The following is an 18,788-nucleotide window of genomic DNA, read 5'->3' as shown; positions in this document are numbered from 1 at the left end:
AATAGCTATCTCAGACAAAGAATCTAACAAGGCATAGTAGCGGATGGACAAAAATGCAGTTGTAGAAGTTACTTACCGCAACTGAATTTAACCGTTAGCCTTCAGCATTAAGCTGAAGGCTAAACAATAGTTGGTCAAGAGCCAGAAAATCTGCCTTTTGGGTATCTGAACTAAAGGTTTTTACCGCAGAGAAATTATCCGCGATTGAGTTTCTAACTTTTCAGTCGCTATTAAAACTTCTTGTCTTGCCCATTTATCTGCTGTCAAAATGTCATCTAAAGAGGGATTAGCACGGTTATCATTTTGATGGCGATCGCACACCCATTCGATACACCGGGGAATATCTAAAAATCGAATTTTTTCTTCTAAAAATAAAGCCACAGCTTGCTCATTGGCGGCATTCAACACAGCTGGCATCGAACCACCAGCTTTACCCACAGCATAAGCCAACTGCATACAAGGATACTTTTGATGATCTGGTTCACGGAAGGTTAAATTTCCAGCTTTGACTAAATCTAGTCGTTCCCAGTTGGTGTAGATGCGATCGGGCCAAGATAGAGCATACAGTAAGGGTAAACGCATATCCGGCCAACCGAGTTGGGCTAAAACTGAAGTATCTTGCAGTTCAATCAGCGAGTGAATAATGCTCTGGGGATGAATAACAATTTCGATATTGTCATAATCTAACCCAAACAGAAAGTGAGCCTCAATTACTTCCAGTCCTTTATTCATCAAAGTAGCAGAGTCTACTGTGATTTTCCGCCCCATCGACCAATTAGGATGCTTGAGGGCATCAGCAACGGTTACATCTGCTAACTTTTCTACATCCCAGTCTCGGAAAGCCCCACCAGATGCTGTGAGCAAAATTTTTCGCAAGCCTGCCTTTGGTACACCTTGGAGGCATTGAAAAATTGCGGAATGTTCAGAATCTGCTGGGAGTAATTTTACACCGTGTTTTTCGACTAGGGGTAGAACCACAGGGGCCCCAGCAATCAGGGTTTCTTTGTTCGCTAAGGCAATATCTTTGCCAGCTTCAATAGCTGCGATCGTTGGTAGCAAGCCAGCACAACCAACGATCCCAGTGACAACAGTTTGGGCATCGCCGTAACGAGCGACTTCTATCACTCCGGCTTCGCCTGCCAGTAGAATCGGTTGGGGATCGAGATCAATGATTGCTTCTTTGAGCGCTGGTAATTTATCTTCTGAGCAAATGGCTGCTATTTCCGGCCGAAACTGCCGAATTTGAGCAGCCAACATCTCTACATTGCTCCCAGCTGCCAATCCCACAATCCGAAACTGATCTGGGTACTGAGTGACAATATCTAAAGTCTGAGTACCAATAGAACCAGTGGAACCAACAAGAGTAATCGCTTTCACAATTGCTTAAGGATTTACAGACAACTCCCACTATAAATTGCTGGGGACTCTTTAATAACAGCAATCCCTATAATCGATACACTGACAACGAGTAGAGACGCGGCGAGGGGGAGGCGCAAAGAAGGACAATTTACCCGTGTCCTCGTCACTACGCCCCAATCCGTTAATTTCAACTTGATAGACTGCTAGCCATAAAGTACTAAAGTTGCTCAATTTTCATATAACTAGACAAAAATTGTATTTATAAATACTATACTTTTAAAGATAAATTCCGAGAAAATTGGCAAAAGTAACCAAATAAGAAATAATTTCAATTAATTGCTAATTTGTCCAGTTTGTTAATTATGTTGGTGGAGGATTTAATATGCAAAATATTACTCATAAATTGCTGTGTTGCAGCCATAGGTAAAAGGATGCATAAAGGAGTTTGTTGAAGCACTCAACCTTATGGTCAAAGTTCAGATAGTTATAAAAAAAGTTTTATGGAAAAATTATTTCCTGTTTCCAGCAGCAATATGGCTTGCCAGCCGAATATTCATTTGGACAGCTATGTTGCTGGTTGCACCAAAGCTACCGTTACCAGCAGAAAAATTATTGCCCCATTTTAGCTGGGGGGTTGTTGATGCATGGGATAGTATGCATTACCGAGCGATCGCTACTTCTGGCTATGAATTTGTAAATGATGGTAAGCAACATAATCTTGCTTTCTTCCCCCTTTTTCCCTTAACCATCTGGGTTTTGATGAAGTTGGGCTTACCGTTTGAATTAGCAGGTACGTCAGTCAACAATCTGGCCTTTTTTGCTGCACTTTACTATTTATACTTTTGGACCAAAGAGCATTATGGCATCAATGCAGCGCAGTGGGCGACTGCTGTGGTTTCTTTGTATCCATCTTCTATGTTTACGGGGGTGATTTACACAGAAGGGCTGTATTTATTTTTGAGTACAGCGGCTTTGCGGGCGTTTGATCAAAAGCAATATGGTTGGACTGCGCTTTGGGGGGCGATGGCGACAGCAACACGTCCCACAGGTATGGCACTAATTCCAGCATTTGCGATCGCAGCGTGGAAAGAACGCCGACCACCCATTGCCTATATAGCTGGTTTAACTACCGCGATTGGCATACTTTTATTCAGTTTGTATTGTGCGATTTATTTTGGCAACCCTTTAGCATTTATCGAAGCACAACGAGGATGGCGGCCAACTCTGGGGTTTGATTGGCAGGGTTGGTTAAATATGCTTATGCAAATTGCAGTCGGCACAAAAAATTGGCAATATGGTTGGATTCAAAAACCATCTGGCGGCATTCAAGACCCCTGGTATCTCTTGTTGTTTGGCGTGATTGTTGCCAGTAGCTATCTTTTATGGCGTTTCCGTCAACATTTTCGTTCTGGGAAATTATTCTATAGCTTTTATGCTTTAGTCTTATTTTTGTTGATTCTGGCAAGTGAAGAGTGGATCAATAACTTGCTCAACTTGTTCATGGTCTTGGGTGGTGGCTATATGTTGTGGCGCTTACACACGCAACTGACCCCAGTTACAGTTATCTATGGCTTTTGTGGTATTGGTTTGCTGCTAGCCTCTGGGGGGACTATCTCCTTAAGCCGTCTCGCCTACGGTATTGTGCCTCTCAATATAGCCATTGGCGTGCTGCTATCTCGCCATCCTCGCCAGGGATATTTAATATTGGGCGTTTTTGTGACATTACTAGCCAAAATAGCTGTAGGATTTGCCCAAGAGCGCTGGGTTGGTTAGAGGGTTTGATCCATATATTTAAATTTCCTAATGAATGTATCCAATCAAACGAAGATAGCGATCGCTTCATTATTTGTAGGTGTAGGTGCCATTTCTTTTGGCTCTATTTTTATGAAATTGAGCGAAATTGAACTCAGCCCCAATGCCACTGTATTTAATCGTTTTTGGCTTGCTAGTTTGGTCTTCTTGCTGTGGCATGGATACAAGGCAATACGGCAGCGATTTTCCTTAGACAAACCTATAGAACAGCAGACCTACACCAGTCGGGATCTATTGCTATTGCTAGGTGCTGGTATTCTTTGGGCTGCCACTTTAGTCTTTTTAGCTTGGTCACTGACTCAAACTAGCGTTGCGATTTCTAGTGTGTTGCATAATCTCGCTCCGATATTTACTAGCTTGGGGGTGTGGCTGTTATTTCGTCAGCGTTTTGAAAGCCAATTCCTGATTGGGATGATCATCGCCCTTGGGGGAGCGATCGCTATTGAATTTGAGGAACTGCAAATCGCTACAGACGAAGTTCAAGGAAGCTTTGCTGCGATCGTTTCTGCGGTTTTCTTGGGTGCATACCTGCTAATCGTAGAAAAATTACGAACCAAATTTTCTCCCTCCACAATCCAGTTGTGGATCTGTGCGATCGCTGCTTTAGTCATCTTCCCCATACTTTTGTTCACTCAAGATCAGCTTTTCCCTTCTACACTCAGTGGCTGGCTTTGGGTAATTTCCTTAGCGCTGATCTGCCAAGTTTTAGGTCATGGGCTTTTGACCTATAGCCTTGCTAGGTTTTCCTCCGTGGTTGTCTCCTTGGTGCATCTGTTAGAGCCTGTATTTAGCGGCATTTTCGCTCTTGTAATTTTTTCGGAAAAATTAACTTTCTCAAATTGGATAGGTTTCGCTGTAGTTTTAATAGGTTTATACTTAGCCGTATCTAGCCAAGCTGCTATTAATTACCCGTTCCAAGAATCAGTCAAAAATATAATTACCATTCTCGTTAAAAGTATGACGCTGAAACTGTCATTACTAAAGCAACAATTCTCCGAAACACCAGTTTTATTAGGAACTATCTCATTATTTATTGCCCTGATTCCCATATCTTTAGCACCATCTCTGACCAAATTGTGTCAACAAGAAATTGGTGCAAATGCTGTGGTATTTCATCGCAGTTGGATCGCCACAGTCGTCTTTGCGCTATGGAATGGACTTGAGGCTTTCCGCAACCAAAAGTCCGATAACCAATCTATAGAACAGAAGCCTTTTACGAGTCAAGATATGTGGTTGTTGTTGGCAATGGGAACAGCTGCTGCAACCTACCTCCTCTTGTGGGCTTGGTCGCTGAGTCAAACTAGCGTTGCCAACGTGGCTTTACTATCTAATTTGAACTCCTTATTTGTTGCTTTGGCTGGGTATCTTTTATTCGGTCGGCGCTTCGATAACAGATTCGTTATTGGTCTGGTTATGGCACTTTTAGGAGCGATCGCATTTGAACTCAATAAGGTGCAATTTGCAACTGACCAAATACTCGGTGATGCCTTAGCATTGCTAACTGCGATTTTTATGGCTACGTGTATGCTGCTGATAGAACGACTCCGAACCCGTTTTAGCACCGCAACCATCATGCTATGGCGCTGTGGAATCACAACAATGTTTCTACTGCCCGTCCTCCCATTCCTCGAAGATAGACTGCTTCCCTATTCCTGGATGGGTTGGTTTTTCATCATTTTCCAAGCCCTCTTTTGCCAAGTGTTAGGTCAAGGACTTTTGGCTTATAGCCTCAGCAGAATCTCTTCAAGTGTTGTCGCCGTCACGCTTCTTATCGAACCAGTCCTAGCCTCCATTTTTGCTTGGTTTATTTTTTCAGAACAAGTAGGTTTGTTTGACTGGGCAACTTTTGCCGTAGTTTTAGCGGGTATCTATCTAGCCCAATCTAGTCAATCCACAGTTCAAGTAACGAACGAAGGATCGTAGCACCATAATAGGTAGTAAACAAACCCAGCCTCATCGGGATACCCAATTATCTAATTTTTTAGGTAATATCCTATCTAATATTCGTTGGTGTAATTAATTTTTGGTAACCAGAGTAAATCCGTTAGCTGTTCCTATAATTTGACTACCAGTTAAATTGATTTGCTGTAAAGCCGCATTGTCTAACAGCAAATAAGATTTATTAGATAACATTTTTTGTAAAAGTGGCACAGTTGCAGCAGTTACCTTGCAATCGCTGTAAAAGTCTAAACTAGGACGCTCATAAGCAAAAGAGGTATAAATTTGTGTTCCTGGTGAAACATTTGCCCGAATTAAGGCTGCGACTGGTTTAACTGGAAAAGCTTCATTTAATTCCCAAATCCAAGATTGCGAACTTACTAACAGAGTTAAAACTAAATACATCCCTGTAAATAACACTGGAATAAAGTTGCGATCGCGTTGCTTAATTAGCCAAGCTACGATGCCCATAGTTATTGCCAAAACAATGCTCATAACCATTAAAATAGGTTCTTTATTTGCAACAAAAAAGTAAACAAAGCCTCCTAGACCAGCAATAGCAATAATAGCTATAAATATTGTCCAACTTCGTACCTTAAAATGGCCATGCTGCCAAATTTCGCTAAATTTAGCACCAATTGCCAAGGCCAAAAATGGATATACAGGCATAATATACCAAGGCAGTTTAGTTCTCATTAAAGAGATAGTTACTAAGTAAATAATTGTGCCAATAATAATTAGACTGCCCCAAGTAGTACGACGATTTTTCCAAGCTAGATAAATACTTTCAGGTAAAAATAATAGCCAAGGAGAACTATACTTAATTAACTCGATTAAATAGTACCAGGGAGGCCCAGTATGACCTTCAACAGATTGTGTAAGGCGATCAAAAGTTTGTGCTTGAAAATTCACTTTGAAGAAATTGTCACCATAATATTGCCATTGAGCAGCAAACCAAGCGATCGCTGGTGCATTTCCTAAAAATATTCCCGCTAATAGGTAGGGGCTTGTTAACAAAGCAAACTGCCGATCTGCGATCACGAATAAACAAGCTATTGTCCCTAGCGGCAAAACTATCATCCCTTTAGTTAGAGTGATTAACCCTAGACAAAATCCCACACCGAGAGCATACCGATGATTCTGCCTTGCTTTTAGCAAACAAAACAACAACAGTAAGAAAAAGGTAATAGTTGCACCATCTAGCATTGCTAGCCGTCCGTGACGCAGCACAGGCAACATCGTCAGGTAAACTAAAGCGGCAAACAAAGCTGGTAAAGTTTGGTTAAAAAGCAAACATCCCACCAAGTAAAGCAAAGGCACTCCCAAGGCAGTTAACACTGCACCTGGTAGACGTGTTGTCCACTCATTCACACCCCCGATGGAGTAAGTCCAAGCAATTAGCAAGTGCATCAGAGGTGGCTTATTATGATAAGGTTCACCTCCCAAGGTGGGGTAAAGCCAACGCATTGAACCAAGTGGTGCACGCCAAATTTCACGGGCAACCTGTGCCACTGTACCTTCATCCCAGTCTCGTAAAGGGGAGTTTCCTAAAAATATCAGCCATAGAACTAGAGATATTACCAGCAAGCTCAATAACCATTCTTTTTCTTTGAATAGACGCATATCTAAAATCGGGATCATCATCTCAAAGGCTGTTAGGCGGGATTGTACCCCAGATTCTACAATGGGAGTTTGGTTACTTTTGTTGGAAAAGCGGTGTTTATATGGTGCGATCGCGATCGTTCTTTGTAATGGTGTGTGGCCATCCAGGGTAGATAGCGGTTTCAAACTCCTAACTCAACCCTATTAAACTTGCTCCTTGATAAAACAACGTACTCACAACCCACGCTAACATTAGTCAACAGCAATACTGTTCTCTCAGTTGTTTCATTTGCAGCGTTTGCTAATTGCAATCTCATCTAAGACTTGAGTATTTGCAATTAAATAAATCATTACCTTAATTTTATTGAGAATATTTATTAATATAGGTGATTAATTTTTTATAAAAGCTAAATTATTTCTTAAGAAATACATTGATGGTTGTTAACTGTTGACGGTTAACAGTCATCAGTCATCAGTCATTAGGTAAATGTACAAATTAAATGCGTAACAGCTTATTACATAGACTTATGTTCACAGTTAGATTCCTCGTAAAGACTTGACTTGACATAATTATTTCATGGGATGTTGAAGGATAAATTCCCACCCATCATATCGCCACAAAATCATGAGGGGGAAATCATGACGATCGCCACCAAGCCAGAAACTAGCAAGCGAGTGGCTCAGGAATCAAAAATCATCACTGGAATTGACTATCATGTAGTACATATAATTCCTGGCAGAATCAGATTTCGCGTTCCCCTGTTAGCCTACGAACCCAATTATGCTCAACGCCTACAAGAGTTACTAGAATCTGATAGTCGCATTTTACAAGTACGCGTTAATTGCTCTTGTAGTTCTATTGCAATTAGATATCAATTATCTAGTAATAATGATAAGTTAATGCAAGCGTATCTAATACGTTTGCTACATGAAGCTAAAGTCAGTCAACACTCAACAGTTAACAGTCAACAAATAGCAGAAGCAGATGATTCTGGTGTGAAGTTGCCGGCTTTGGCTACTGTTTTAGCTTTACTGGGGTTAGGATTTCCCATTCCTAGGGCAATGATTGCGGCAACAGTGGCACTGGCGGCTTTACCTATTGCTAAACGTGCTTATACCAGCATTACCCAAAAACAAAAATTAAATATAGATTGTCTAGATTTGATTGCGATCGCCTTAACTTCTTCCCAAGGAAATCTCTTAACACCAGCTTTGGTGATCACATTGCATGAAATTGGCGATCTGATCCGCGATCGCACCGCACGAGTTACCAAAAATCACGCCGCCGATTTACTAAATTCCTTGGGACATTACGCTTGGGTTGAACAACCAGATGGGCAAAAAAAACACATCCTCGCCACACAAGTGCAGCCAAAAGACACAGTGATAGTTTATCCAGGCGAACAAATCCCTGTTGATGGGCAAATTCTACGCGGCAAAGCTTTAATTGACCAACAAAAATTGACTGGTGAATCAATGCCCGTTTTACGTCAGGTAGGACAAGCAGTTTATGCCTCTACCCTAGTGCGGGAAGGAGAAATTTACATCCAAACCGAACGAGTAGGCACTGCCACCCGTGCTGGTGCAAGTATCGAGTTAGTACAACAAGCCCCTGTTCACGATACACGCATGGGCAACTATGCGGCAACCGTTGCTGATAAAGCAGTATTGCCAGCCCTGATTTTTGCTGGACTGGTGTTAGCAACAACTCGCAACCCAGCCAGGGCAGCATCTATCCTCACCCTCGATTTTGTCACTGGTATTCGCGTTTCCCTACCAACAACTTTCTTAGCAGCGTTGCACCACGCCACCAGACATGGTGTTCTCATTCGCAGTGGTCGCGCTTTGGAAAAATTGGCACAGATGGACACCTTGGTATTTGACAAAACAGGCACTTTGACCAAAGGTGATATCGAAGTTGTAGAAATAGAAACCGTAGTTGGGAGAATGTCGCCTCGGAGGTTGCTAACCTTAGCAGCTGCGGCCGAACAACGCCTAACTCACCCAGCCGCCGCAGCCGTAGTAAACTATGCCGAAAAACAGGGTATTAAGATTCTACCCCGCCAAGAATTTGTGTATGAAATTGGTTTGGGTGTACGAGCCGAAATTGACGGTGAACAAGTTATTGTAGGAAGCGATCGCTTTTTGCGTCAGTGTGGCATTCCCCTCGATTGTCTTTATGAACCACATCTCTGCAACCAAGCAGATTGTCCCTATCACCTAAATTGCCGGATTTCTGCCCATAATTCTTTGCTGTATGTAGGGGTAAATCAGGAGTTCCAAGGAGTTATTTATTACACAGACCCACTCCGCCCAGAAAGCCCAGCCGTGATTGAGAAACTGCAAACCGAATACGGTATGGAAATACATCTGCTGACAGGCGATAATCAACAAAGGGCTATAGCTGTTGCCCAAGAACTTAATCTTCCCTTATCTCAAGTTCATGCCGAGGCATTTCCAGAAAAAAAAGCCGAAATTATCCAAAAATTACATGAATCAGGTAAAACTGTAGCGTTTACTGGCGACGGCTTGAATGATTCCATTGCCCTAGCTTATGCCGATGTTGCTATTTCTTTTAGTGGAGGTTCCGAAGTAGCAAGGGAAACAGCCGATGTTGTCCTGATGGATGATAACTTAACCAGTTTTTTAGAAGCAATCGCGATCGCCCGCCAAACCCAAGCAGTAATTAAACAAAATATCGGTTTAGCCGTGTTCCCCAATTTGGCAGCCTTAGGACTAGCCACAACCATAGGATTGCATCCCTTAGCGGCGACGGTTGTCCATAACGGTTCAGCAATTGCAGCTGGGTTAAATGGATTGCGTCCCCTCATGCACCAAGATCCGCCTCGGCGGGGGATGCAGGGATGCAGGGATAGGGGGAAAGAGTAATAATCAATACTTCTCGCTTAAGCTCTAAGTTAAGAACATGAGGAGTGAGGAAAATTTCTCCTCATCACTCCTCATAAGCTACTCCTTACACTTGCTTCAATACAACAGTTTACTGATGCACTAAACCTCTAACTAAAGATGCACATTATTGTTAAATAAAAACGTATCTATCTAAACAGATGCTATGGAGATACAGTAGTTACACAGTATATATTGCTATTTGTCAAACATGATTGAAGAAGAATTATAGCAACAGCCAAGGTGATTAGGACATCAACAGATGATAAAACTTAGACACAAAAAGACTTTTCACCCAGTCCCCAGTCCCCAGTCCCTTGCTATAATACAGAAATCTGAGTGGAGGAAGCTTCTAATCAGATGTTCAGAGAGTCAGAATTTATAGTTTTATTCGCGTAAGCGATGCCTTTATTCTTTCTTGATAAATCAGTGAATAATAACTAGGTAGGCATAATTAACATAGAATAAAATCCTAGTACGTAGTGAGCAATTCATTGCTCAGAGAGGAGTTTATCAGGGCTAAAGTCATTATTACAAAATTTAATTTATTTACGCCTAGCTGTTTAAACAATGAGTAGTTATTTTCAAAATATACTAATTTACTTAGCATCAGTCAATATACTTTCGATATCTGCAAGCTGCACCACTCCTGAAAAAGTTGGACTATTAATTACAAAGAAAGGTGTGCCAGAAACAGCTAATTTTTCTGCTAGTTGGATATCTTTTGTAATTGCAGGAGTAGTAAGAGTAAGATTGCCTTTAAATTTACCCAAATCCAAATTTATATTTTTAGCAATATCTAAATATAATGCCTCACCTAGTTGCTTTTGATTAGTAAATAGAGCATCATGATATTCCCAAAATTTTCCTTGCTGATGTGCCGCCCAAGCCGCTGTCGCCGCTGGCAACGCTTCAGCATGAATTGAAGTCAGCGGAAAATTTTTGTAAACTAATCTGACTTTATCTGGATATTTTGCTAACAATTCTTTCAATGTTTTATGCGCCTCAGCACAGTATGGACATTGAAAATCTGAAAATTCTATTAGCACAATTTTTGATTGAGTTGAACCTGTGGTTGGAGACTCACCAATCACTGTTTGAGGATTTGTCTTTAAATCCTGTAAAAATGCTTGCCGTACTTGCTTGACTTTTTGTTGTTGTTGCTGCTGATACGCTTGAACAGATTCAATAATTACCTCTGGATGTTCGCGGATAATTTGCAATACTTGCTCTTCCAGTTGCGGATCAATGCGGCTAGCAGCTTGTGCAGGAAATGGACAGGTGACAACCAAAAATAGTACGCCTATTGCTGTCCAAGTACGCATAAACCAATCAAAGAATGTACTCATACAAAAACTCATAAATATTTTTTCAAAAGGATTCTATGCATTACCTTTTACTTATTAGGGATTTCCAAATAAACATAGATGCGCAGGCTACCACAGGGAGACGAGAAATAGAGAGGGTTTTTGCGTCAGTTTTGGGATATTTTTTATTTGCAAGTCCTTTAAAAAGATCCAGCAATCATCCCAGCAAGTAAAATAAAGCCAATCCACACATTTTGCCGGAACATCTGACCATAAACAGGATTAGGTAAGTCTCGCTGTCTTAATCGCAGAAACTGCCAAACCCATCCGATAGTAGCAACTGCAAGGCTAATCCAGAAGGCTAAGTGCAGATGTATGAGTATGCCTAACCAAGCCAATAATAAGATTGTGCCAGCAAAGAAAATTCCAATAGCTACAGGGGCATAATTCCCGAAAAATATGGCGCTAGAATTAACACCAATGCGGCGATCGTCTTCCTTGTCGCTCATGGCGTAAACTGTATCAAATCCCAATGTCCAAAGTACAGTCGCGCCCCAAAGTAACCAAGTTGCTTGGGAGATGGTTTGTGTCACCGCACTCCAGCTAATCAAGACGCCAAAACCCCAAGCGATGGAAAGCACCAGTTGCGGTACAGGAAACACCCGCTTTGCACCTGGATAAAGCAGAATTACGGGCACAGCTGCCACGCATAACCAGAAACTCAGCGGGTTAAGATAAAAGGCTAGGATCGCTGCACATGCTAGCGATACGATCGCAACTACAATCCCAACTTTCACAGACAAGGCACGAGAAGCGAGGGGGCGATCGCGTGTTCTCTCCACTTCTGGATCAATATCCCGATCCCACAAATCATTGACTACACACCCCGCCGCACTCGTGGCCAGAGTACCCAATATAATCACACCAACCAGAGGTAAAGGCGGTTTCCCAGAAGCTGCCAAAAATACAGCCCAAAGGGCAGGAATCATTAAAATTAACCGTCCTTCTGGTTTATGCCAGCGCAAAAGCCGGATAATTACAAGCCAAACTGGTTCCTGGGGGCGTTCTGGCGTCCTTAACATAGAAATCAACAAATAACTTTAGATAGATGAATTAACACATCTTTACATCTATAGAATAACGTTATTTGTTATTTGTAAAAACATAACCTCAAGTGGCAACTTTAAATATCTTTAAATAGTCACTAGGTTAGAACCAGTAGGGTGAATATACTTAGCTCAGTTACCCTCGTCCGACGATGAACCGGACATGAAGACACAAAGACACGTAGACACGGAGAAAAAATCACCGCGTCTCCACTTTCAGAGCAAGTATGTTGTAACAAATATCAGTGCCAGCTACCCCGACATACCACCGTTTGCCATCATTTCTTATAGAGAGAGAAAACTAGATGCTGAATTTAGTTTCTAGCTGGGAGAGTGTTCCAACTCAACCACCTAAGCAACATCGGATTATTGCTGCCATTGACCTGGGAACAAATTCTCTACACATGGTAGTAGTCAAGATTGACCCCACACTACCAGCTTTCAGCATTATCGCCAGAGAAAAAGAAACTGTGAGACTTGGCGATCGCAATCTGACTACTGGGGAACTCAAACCGGAGATAATTAAAAAGGCGATCGCAGCTTTAGGACGCTTCCAAGAAGTTGCCAAAACTATCAATGCTGAAACAATCATTGCTGTGGCAACTAGTGCTGTACGGGAAGCCCCGAATGGTAAAGATTTTTTACACAGAGTAAAAACGGAGTTGGGTTTAAGCGTTGACTTGATTTCTGGTCAAGAAGAAGCGCGACGAATCTATCTTGGTGTACTATCGGGGATGGAATTTCACAACCAGCCCCACATGATTGTTGATATTGGCGGTGGTTCCACAGAGTTAGTTTTAGGCGATAGTCACCAAGCACGAACTCTCACCAGTACCAAAGTCGGTGCAGTGCGACTCACTAGCGAGTTAATTACTACTGACCCCATCAGCAACACTGAGTTTCAATACCTGCAATCTTATACATGCGGGATGTTAGAACGTTCCGTGGATGAGATACTAGCAAACCTAGAGTTTGGGGAATCTCCCCGTTTGGTGGGTACATCTGGCACAATTGAAACCCTGGCGATGATTCATGCGCGAGAAAAGTCGGGTGTTATTCCTTCCACCCTCAATGGCTACCAGTTCAGTCTTAAAGACTTGCGAGAGTTGGTAAATCGCTTGCGGAAACTGAGTAATTCAGAAAGGGCTGCCATACCTGGGATGCCAGATAAGCGCCCTGAAGTTATACTCGCTGGTGCAGTGATATTACAGGAAGCGATGACCCTGTTGGGTAATGAATCGGTAACAGTCTGTGAGCGTTCTTTGAGGGAAGGCGTAATCGTAGACTGGATGTTAACCCACGGTTTAATTGAAGATAAGCTCCGCTACCAAAGTTCAGTTCGGGAACGCAATGTTTTAAAACTCGCTAATAAATACCATGTCAATTTAGAATATAGCGATCGCGTCGCCACATTTGCCCAGAGTTTATTTGACCAAACTCAAGGTACCCTACACCACTGGGGATCTGACGAACGACAACTGCTGTGGGCAGCTGCAATATTACACAATTGCGGTCATTATATCAGCCATTCATCTCACCACAAGCACTCTTACTATCTAATTCGCAATGGTGAATTGCTCGGTTATACAGAAACCGAGATTGAAATTATTGCCAATTTAGCGCGTTATCATCGCAAATCGCCGCCTAAGAAAAAACATGAAAATTCCCAGATATTGCTGACTAAACACCAGCGACAAATGGTCAGTCAATTGAGCGCAATTCTGAGATTGGCAGTGGCATTAGATAGACGACAAATTGGTGCGATCGCTCAAGTACAATGTGAATATTATGCACAATTTAGGCAAGTCAACTTGCTGATTTTTCCATCTCAACCTGATGATGATTGTGCTTTGGAACTTTGGAGCTTAGATTATAAAAAAGGAGTGTTTGAGGAAGAATTTGGAGTGAAACTGGTAGCGACTTTAGAAAAGTCTAGAGTTGCTAACTTGTCTTAGAAAGTAGGGTGCGTTACACTACGTTAGCGCACCTGCACATAAGTTGTATTTTCTTCTTGTAAAAATTTATAATCTTCCAGATTAAGCCTTATCTTTAATTTTTGCATCCTACTTAAGGAGCAATTCATAAACTGTCCTAAGAAGCATTTAAAAATAAAAATTGCTCATTATAATATAGTCAACAATCTATTTATATAGGTTATGTTGCTATTGGATATCTAAGCCGGGAAAACTTAGGTATCCTTATTTGACATCCACTCCCGCTAACCGCAAAGCGGTGTAGCGGGAGATTCCAACATCACTATTGGACTTTCCTCTTTCTTTGAGACAACTTACTTTTTGAAGTTACCTTCTCTAAGCAGAGGTCGGACTCTCCAGAGGCGTAATAAATTTTCAATAAAGCAAGCTCAATTGCTCGGTTATTTACACTGAAGAATACTCACACTTCAGCATAGAGCTTGTTATTTCTTATTATATTATTTAATATATTTGACAATTTCCCTAGCTTTTTCGTTTCTTAAGCTTGCAGAATTCCGTAAATCTTTTATTCCTGGAAACTTATTCCCATTCAAATAATGGCTAGTGCCGCAGAGCGGAAGTCAAAAGTCAAAAGTCAAAAGAATTGTATTCCAAGCTATTGCACCATTTTAAATGGTAGGTTTATTTCCGCCGTGCTGTACTAGCACCACTTAAAAAGTAGGCTTCGTCATTATCATTATTGGTATTTATCTTAATTGCTTCGTTACAGTCATCTAGAGCATCGATTCAGTAATCAAAAACCTAACCCCCCAGCCCTCTTCCCTAGCATGGAAAGGGGAGAGGTTCTTCCAGAATTACCTAACAAAAACTGATAAATAATTACTGCTAACCGGAAGCGATTTACCTGATAAAGCTTTTTAAAGCTTTCTGTCTTCTTACAATCTTCAGTATCTTGTAACTTTAGCTACATAAGAGTATTAATTCTTTGTCTTAGAGACGCTACGCGATGGTGCAAAGCACCCGCCAGAGGCGATCGCAAAACTACATAATTCGGTAAAATTGGGTAAAGCAATTTTTGCGCTTGTTAAACAAAGGCATCAGCAAACCCATGCAACTGAAACTCAGTGCATCTAAACTTCCCTTCGCCCCTCTCCTCTTAATTGCCCCCTTTTTCCTATGGGGGACGGCAATGGTAGCCATGAAAGGAGTGATACCCCATACCACACCGCTATTCATGGCGGGAGTGCGTCTGATACCAGCAGGGATGTTAATTCTGATTGCAGCAGCATTCATGGGTAAACCCCAGCCGAAGGGTTGGGCTGCATGGCTGTGGATTGCCTTATTTGGTCTAGTAGATGGGACGCTGTTTCAAGGCTTTTTGGCAGAGGGATTAGTCAGAACCAGTGCGGGGTTAGGGTCTGTGATGATTGACTCGCAACCCTTGGCTGTTGCCTTACTATCGTTGTGGCTATTCCAAGAACACATTGGTTTTTGGGGATGGCTGGGGCTAGGCTTGGGTGTCACAGGTATTAGTTTAATCGGCTTACCTGATGAGTTGATTTTACATTTTCTCGACTCAGGCGCAAATATCACAATTGGTAACTGGCAAGATTTGTTTGCTAGCGGCGAGTGGTTGATGCTGTTAGCAGCGCTATCAATGGCAGTGGGAACAGTGTTGATTCGGTTTGTGTGCCGACATGCTGACCCAGTAACCGCTACAGGATGGCACATGATTTTGGGTGGATTGCCACTATGGGGAGTTTCATCAGTTATCGAATCCCAGCAGTGGGAGAATCTGGGAGCATCTGATTTAGTGGCTTTGGGTTATGCTACCGTATTTGGCAGTGCGATCGCCTACGGATTATTTTTCTACTTTGCCTCTAGTGGCAGTCTCACTAGTCTTAGTTCTCTCACCTTTCTCACACCCGTCTTTGCCCTACTATTCGGCAATCTCTTCCTCTCAGAAGTCCTCAGTCCATTGCAGTGGGTCGGTGTTTTCCTAACTTTAATCAGCATCTATCTCATTAACCAACGTGATACTTTAGCAGCGCAAAACGACACAGTTACTGTGGGCGAGATAGCTAATATACAGCAACCAGTTTTAGAAACATCTACTAAAAAATTGAACCCCATAACTCTAGGAGTTAGAGAATCTGAACGAGAAATTTTACCGTAATTCGTAATTCGTAATGACGCTCGTTCCTCTCTATGAGACCCTGCGCGAACGCTTCTCTACCAGACGCTACGCGAAAGCGGACGTAATTCGTAATTCAGTAGGGAGATGAGGGAAAATAACTAATGCCCAATGCCCAATAAAAAAATGACAGTTAACATTTGGTCATCTTGAAGGTATTGTGGTATCGAAGACTTCAAAAGCACGTTCAGGCTGAAACTTGCAATATGAGGCTATGCCGTTCCTCAATTCTGATAATTACCTGTTTTTCTTGCGTGGGTTTTTACCCAAATCGCTCAAGCACAGCCACACCTAACCTAGCACCTGAAATTTTAGAACTTGCACAAGCTAGTTCGACAGTTACTGCTAGTCCGGCTGTTTTGAGATATGGTAGTCGCAAATCAGATGTGCAGAGATTACAAACCCAATTAAAGCAGTTGGGATATTACAGTGGCATGGTAGATGGACAGTATAACGCCACTACGGAAATCGCTGTAGCTAAATTCCAGAAAGTAAAGGGTTTAAAAGTAGATGGTCTTGCTGGTCTGGCGACTAGGGAGAGATTACAAGCAGCTTTGGCTGCCAAAAATCAGATTGTTGCCTCTCCAATTGTTACCTCTCCAATTCTCACCTCTCCTGCTTCGACTTCCCAAGCAACTACAACACCCAAAGCAACCGAGAGAGGTTTTGTCTGGTGGTTAATATTTTCCATCGGAATTCTAGGAAGTATTGGCGCATTTATTTACCTGCTGAGGTGGTTTCGTCAGGTCAAACAAGTGCAATCCGAAATATCAAATACTGAAAGTTTGGGTGAAGCCGAAAAAGACCCAATGATACTACCCTCACCAGAGACAGTAACTAGTCTACAAACACCTACGCCACCACTTGCCACACAATTACTGCTACCAGAAAAAACTTCCCGGCTTGCTAAACTCAATATTGTTGATGAATTAATTCAAGACTTACGCAGTTCTGACCCAACGAAGCGGCGCAAGGCTATTTGGGATTTGGGTCAGCAGGGAGATTCGCGGGCAATTCAGCCGATGGCTGACCTGATGATTGATGCTGATTCTCAAGAAAGCAGTTTAATTTTGGCAGCTTTAGCAGAAATTGGCATCCGCACGCTCAAACCGATGAACCGTGCTCTAGCAATTTCAATCCAAGATGAAAGTCCACAAGTGCGGCAAAATGCGATCCGTGATCTGACGCGCGTTTATGACATGATGGGTCAAATGAGTCAAATGTTGCGCCATGCGTTAGATGACCCAGATGCCGAAGTGCAAGCAACAGCACGATATGCTTTAACTCAGATAAATCGAATGCGTGGCTTGGCGGAACAACAAAATCTACCAGAAGATTCACACAACGATTCTTGAGAATAAACCTAAAAATATTTCAATTGGATTTGGATATTAGTGTTTGGGCCTGCTACCAAAAATACTGCTTCGCTAAATTTGGGCGCTCTTGTGCGAATTTCTGGGTTGCTGGAAAATCCAAAGCCTTCGCTAGGTATACCAAAGCCATTACTATTGAGAGTGCCGTCATTATTTTGATCGTGAAGGACAGCAACGGCGTAACTACCGGCTTTCAAGTTCTCAAAGGTAATGGATAAGGGAGCACCAGTAATCTTGGTACACTGCTTTTGTAAGCCACGATCGCGATCGCTAGGAAATCCTTCACTGCTAGCAAATATACTGGCGCATATTTGTCCCTGTTTATTCTTCAAGCCATCAATTTCCACGGTCAGTTTACCGTTAAAATTTGCCTTGGCGCTAAATGACCATGCCAGATTTCCCAGAACTGCCAATAGCAGCAGACTAACTCTCAATCCTCTAACCATAAAATTTTCACAAGGTAAAATAAGTATTGCTGAAATTAAGTTTTAACTTTAATTCAGATCACGCAGATTCATAGTGACATTATTCGGTCAATACTCGCAAGCATCCTGCTATATTTCGTCTCTAGATTTGTCTAAGTAAGTCGGCGTAAATAATTAATAGTTTGATTTATTTTCGCCACTTTACCTATTTATATGGTATCAATTAATACTGATTATAAATATTGGCAATACATAAATAGGTGTAGGAGCGTACATCTGTACACCCATACCTATGTATCTGTATTAGCTACTTCGTAAAATAGTACTAGTATTTTTGGCTGCGATCGCAAAATAATAAAGCACCAATCAGGTAAAAATTTGAAAAAGTAGGAGGTATAAAACCCCCTACTTTTCCCCACTTGGATAGAGAATCTTGTGGAATCAGTTCAATCTACTAATGGTGTGTTGGTAGCTGATATTAGAAATATGCCAGAGATTGACATCCTCCCGGCGCTAATCAGGAGTACCTGATATAGCGGGGGATTCCAAAGATCGCTCTTTGGACTTCCTCTTTCCGCGACCCGACTTACTTGGAGGAGTTTCCTCACCCACGCAGAGGTCGATGTCTCCAGAGGCGATTAACGTTCCTGTGTGCCCCACAGTACGGAGTCCAATTTCAAGAATATTCAGCGCTGCATTATGGTCACGGTCTAAGGCTGTTCCGCAATGGGGGCAGCAATGAGTCCTGGTACTCAAAGTTTTTTTGACAACCTCACCACAGTTAGAGCAATTCTGACTGGTGTAGTAGGGTGGAACTGCAACAGTTACCAC

General features: G+C 42.1%; 12 protein-coding genes. 6 read left to right on the top strand and 6 right to left on the bottom strand.

Translation table 11 applies throughout. The features are described 5' to 3' along the window. Window positions 1-180 precede the first annotated feature (180 nt). The gene (gene dxr / locus F8R90_RS14280) at window positions 181-1,377 is read right to left on the bottom strand and encodes a 1-deoxy-D-xylulose-5-phosphate reductoisomerase (RefSeq protein WP_196511306.1); all 1,197 of its coding nucleotides are present in this window, start codon (window positions 1,375-1,377) and stop codon (window positions 181-183) included. Between the two features lie 447 nt (window positions 1,378-1,824). Between dxr and F8R90_RS14275 the strand changes: the two genes are divergently transcribed. Then, a complete protein-coding gene (locus F8R90_RS14275) occupies window positions 1,825-3,132 on the top strand; it encodes a mannosyltransferase family protein (RefSeq protein WP_196511305.1) in 1,308 nt (435 codons plus the stop codon). Window positions 3,133-3,162: 30 nt separating this feature from the next. Beyond that, a complete protein-coding gene (locus tag F8R90_RS14270; RefSeq protein ID WP_196511304.1) occupies window positions 3,163-5,094 on the top strand; it encodes a DMT family transporter in 1,932 nt (643 codons plus the stop codon). A 93-nt stretch (window positions 5,095-5,187) separates the two neighbouring features. Here the strand turns inward: F8R90_RS14270 and F8R90_RS14265 are convergent, their stop codons facing one another. After that, window positions 5,188-6,732: an ArnT family glycosyltransferase gene (locus tag F8R90_RS14265; protein WP_196511313.1), complete on the bottom strand. Its 1,545-nt coding sequence runs from the start codon at window positions 6,730-6,732 to the stop codon at window positions 5,188-5,190. Window positions 6,733-7,350: 618 nt separating this feature from the next. Between F8R90_RS14265 and F8R90_RS14260 the strand changes: the two genes are divergently transcribed. Beyond that, on the top strand, window positions 7,351-9,600 hold the full coding sequence (locus F8R90_RS14260) for a heavy metal translocating P-type ATPase (RefSeq protein WP_196511312.1): 2,250 nt from the start codon (window positions 7,351-7,353) through the stop codon (window positions 9,598-9,600). Window positions 9,601-10,217: 617 nt separating this feature from the next. Here the strand turns inward: F8R90_RS14260 and F8R90_RS14255 are convergent. Further along, the gene (locus F8R90_RS14255) at window positions 10,218-10,967 is read right to left on the bottom strand and encodes a DsbA family protein (RefSeq protein WP_442946747.1); all 750 of its coding nucleotides are present in this window, start codon (window positions 10,965-10,967) and stop codon (window positions 10,218-10,220) included. Window positions 10,968-11,125: 158 nt separating this feature from the next. Then, on the bottom strand, window positions 11,126-12,007 hold the full coding sequence (locus F8R90_RS14250) for a 4-hydroxybenzoate solanesyltransferase (protein ID WP_196511302.1): 882 nt from the start codon (window positions 12,005-12,007) through the stop codon (window positions 11,126-11,128). Window positions 12,008-12,336: 329 nt separating this feature from the next. Between F8R90_RS14250 and F8R90_RS14245 the strand changes: the two genes are divergently transcribed. From F8R90_RS14245 to F8R90_RS14235, 3 genes are all read left to right on the top strand, one after another. Beyond that, window positions 12,337-13,986, top strand: a complete 1,650-nt coding sequence (locus F8R90_RS14245; RefSeq protein WP_196511301.1) for a Ppx/GppA phosphatase family protein — start codon at window positions 12,337-12,339, stop codon at window positions 13,984-13,986. A gap of 1,087 nt (window positions 13,987-15,073) precedes the next feature. Next, window positions 15,074-16,141 carry a DMT family transporter gene (locus F8R90_RS14240; protein WP_196511300.1) on the top strand — a complete coding sequence of 356 codons (1,068 nt, stop codon included), beginning with the start codon at window positions 15,074-15,076 and terminating at the stop codon, window positions 16,139-16,141. Between the two features lie 224 nt (window positions 16,142-16,365). After that, a complete protein-coding gene (locus F8R90_RS14235) occupies window positions 16,366-17,514 on the top strand; it encodes a peptidoglycan-binding protein (RefSeq protein WP_196511299.1) in 1,149 nt (382 codons plus the stop codon). An 8-nt stretch (window positions 17,515-17,522) separates the two neighbouring features. Here F8R90_RS14235 and F8R90_RS14230 read toward each other — a convergent pair whose 3' ends face one another. Then, window positions 17,523-17,978 (bottom strand): DUF2141 domain-containing protein, encoded by a 456-nt coding sequence (locus F8R90_RS14230; protein WP_196511298.1) that lies wholly within the window; start codon window positions 17,976-17,978, stop codon window positions 17,523-17,525. Between the two features lie 492 nt (window positions 17,979-18,470). After that, the coding region (locus F8R90_RS14225; protein ID WP_196511297.1) for a zinc ribbon domain-containing protein at window positions 18,471-18,788 on the bottom strand (318 nt) is incomplete at its 5' end.

It is taken from the genome of Nostoc sp. NZL (assembly GCF_015714705.1).
In the GTDB taxonomy this organism is placed as follows: domain Bacteria; phylum Cyanobacteriota; class Cyanobacteriia; order Cyanobacteriales; family Nostocaceae; genus Nostoc; species Nostoc foliaceum_A.
The sequence above is the reverse complement of the archived record's forward strand: the minus strand, read 5'-3'. Positions and strand labels throughout refer to the sequence as shown.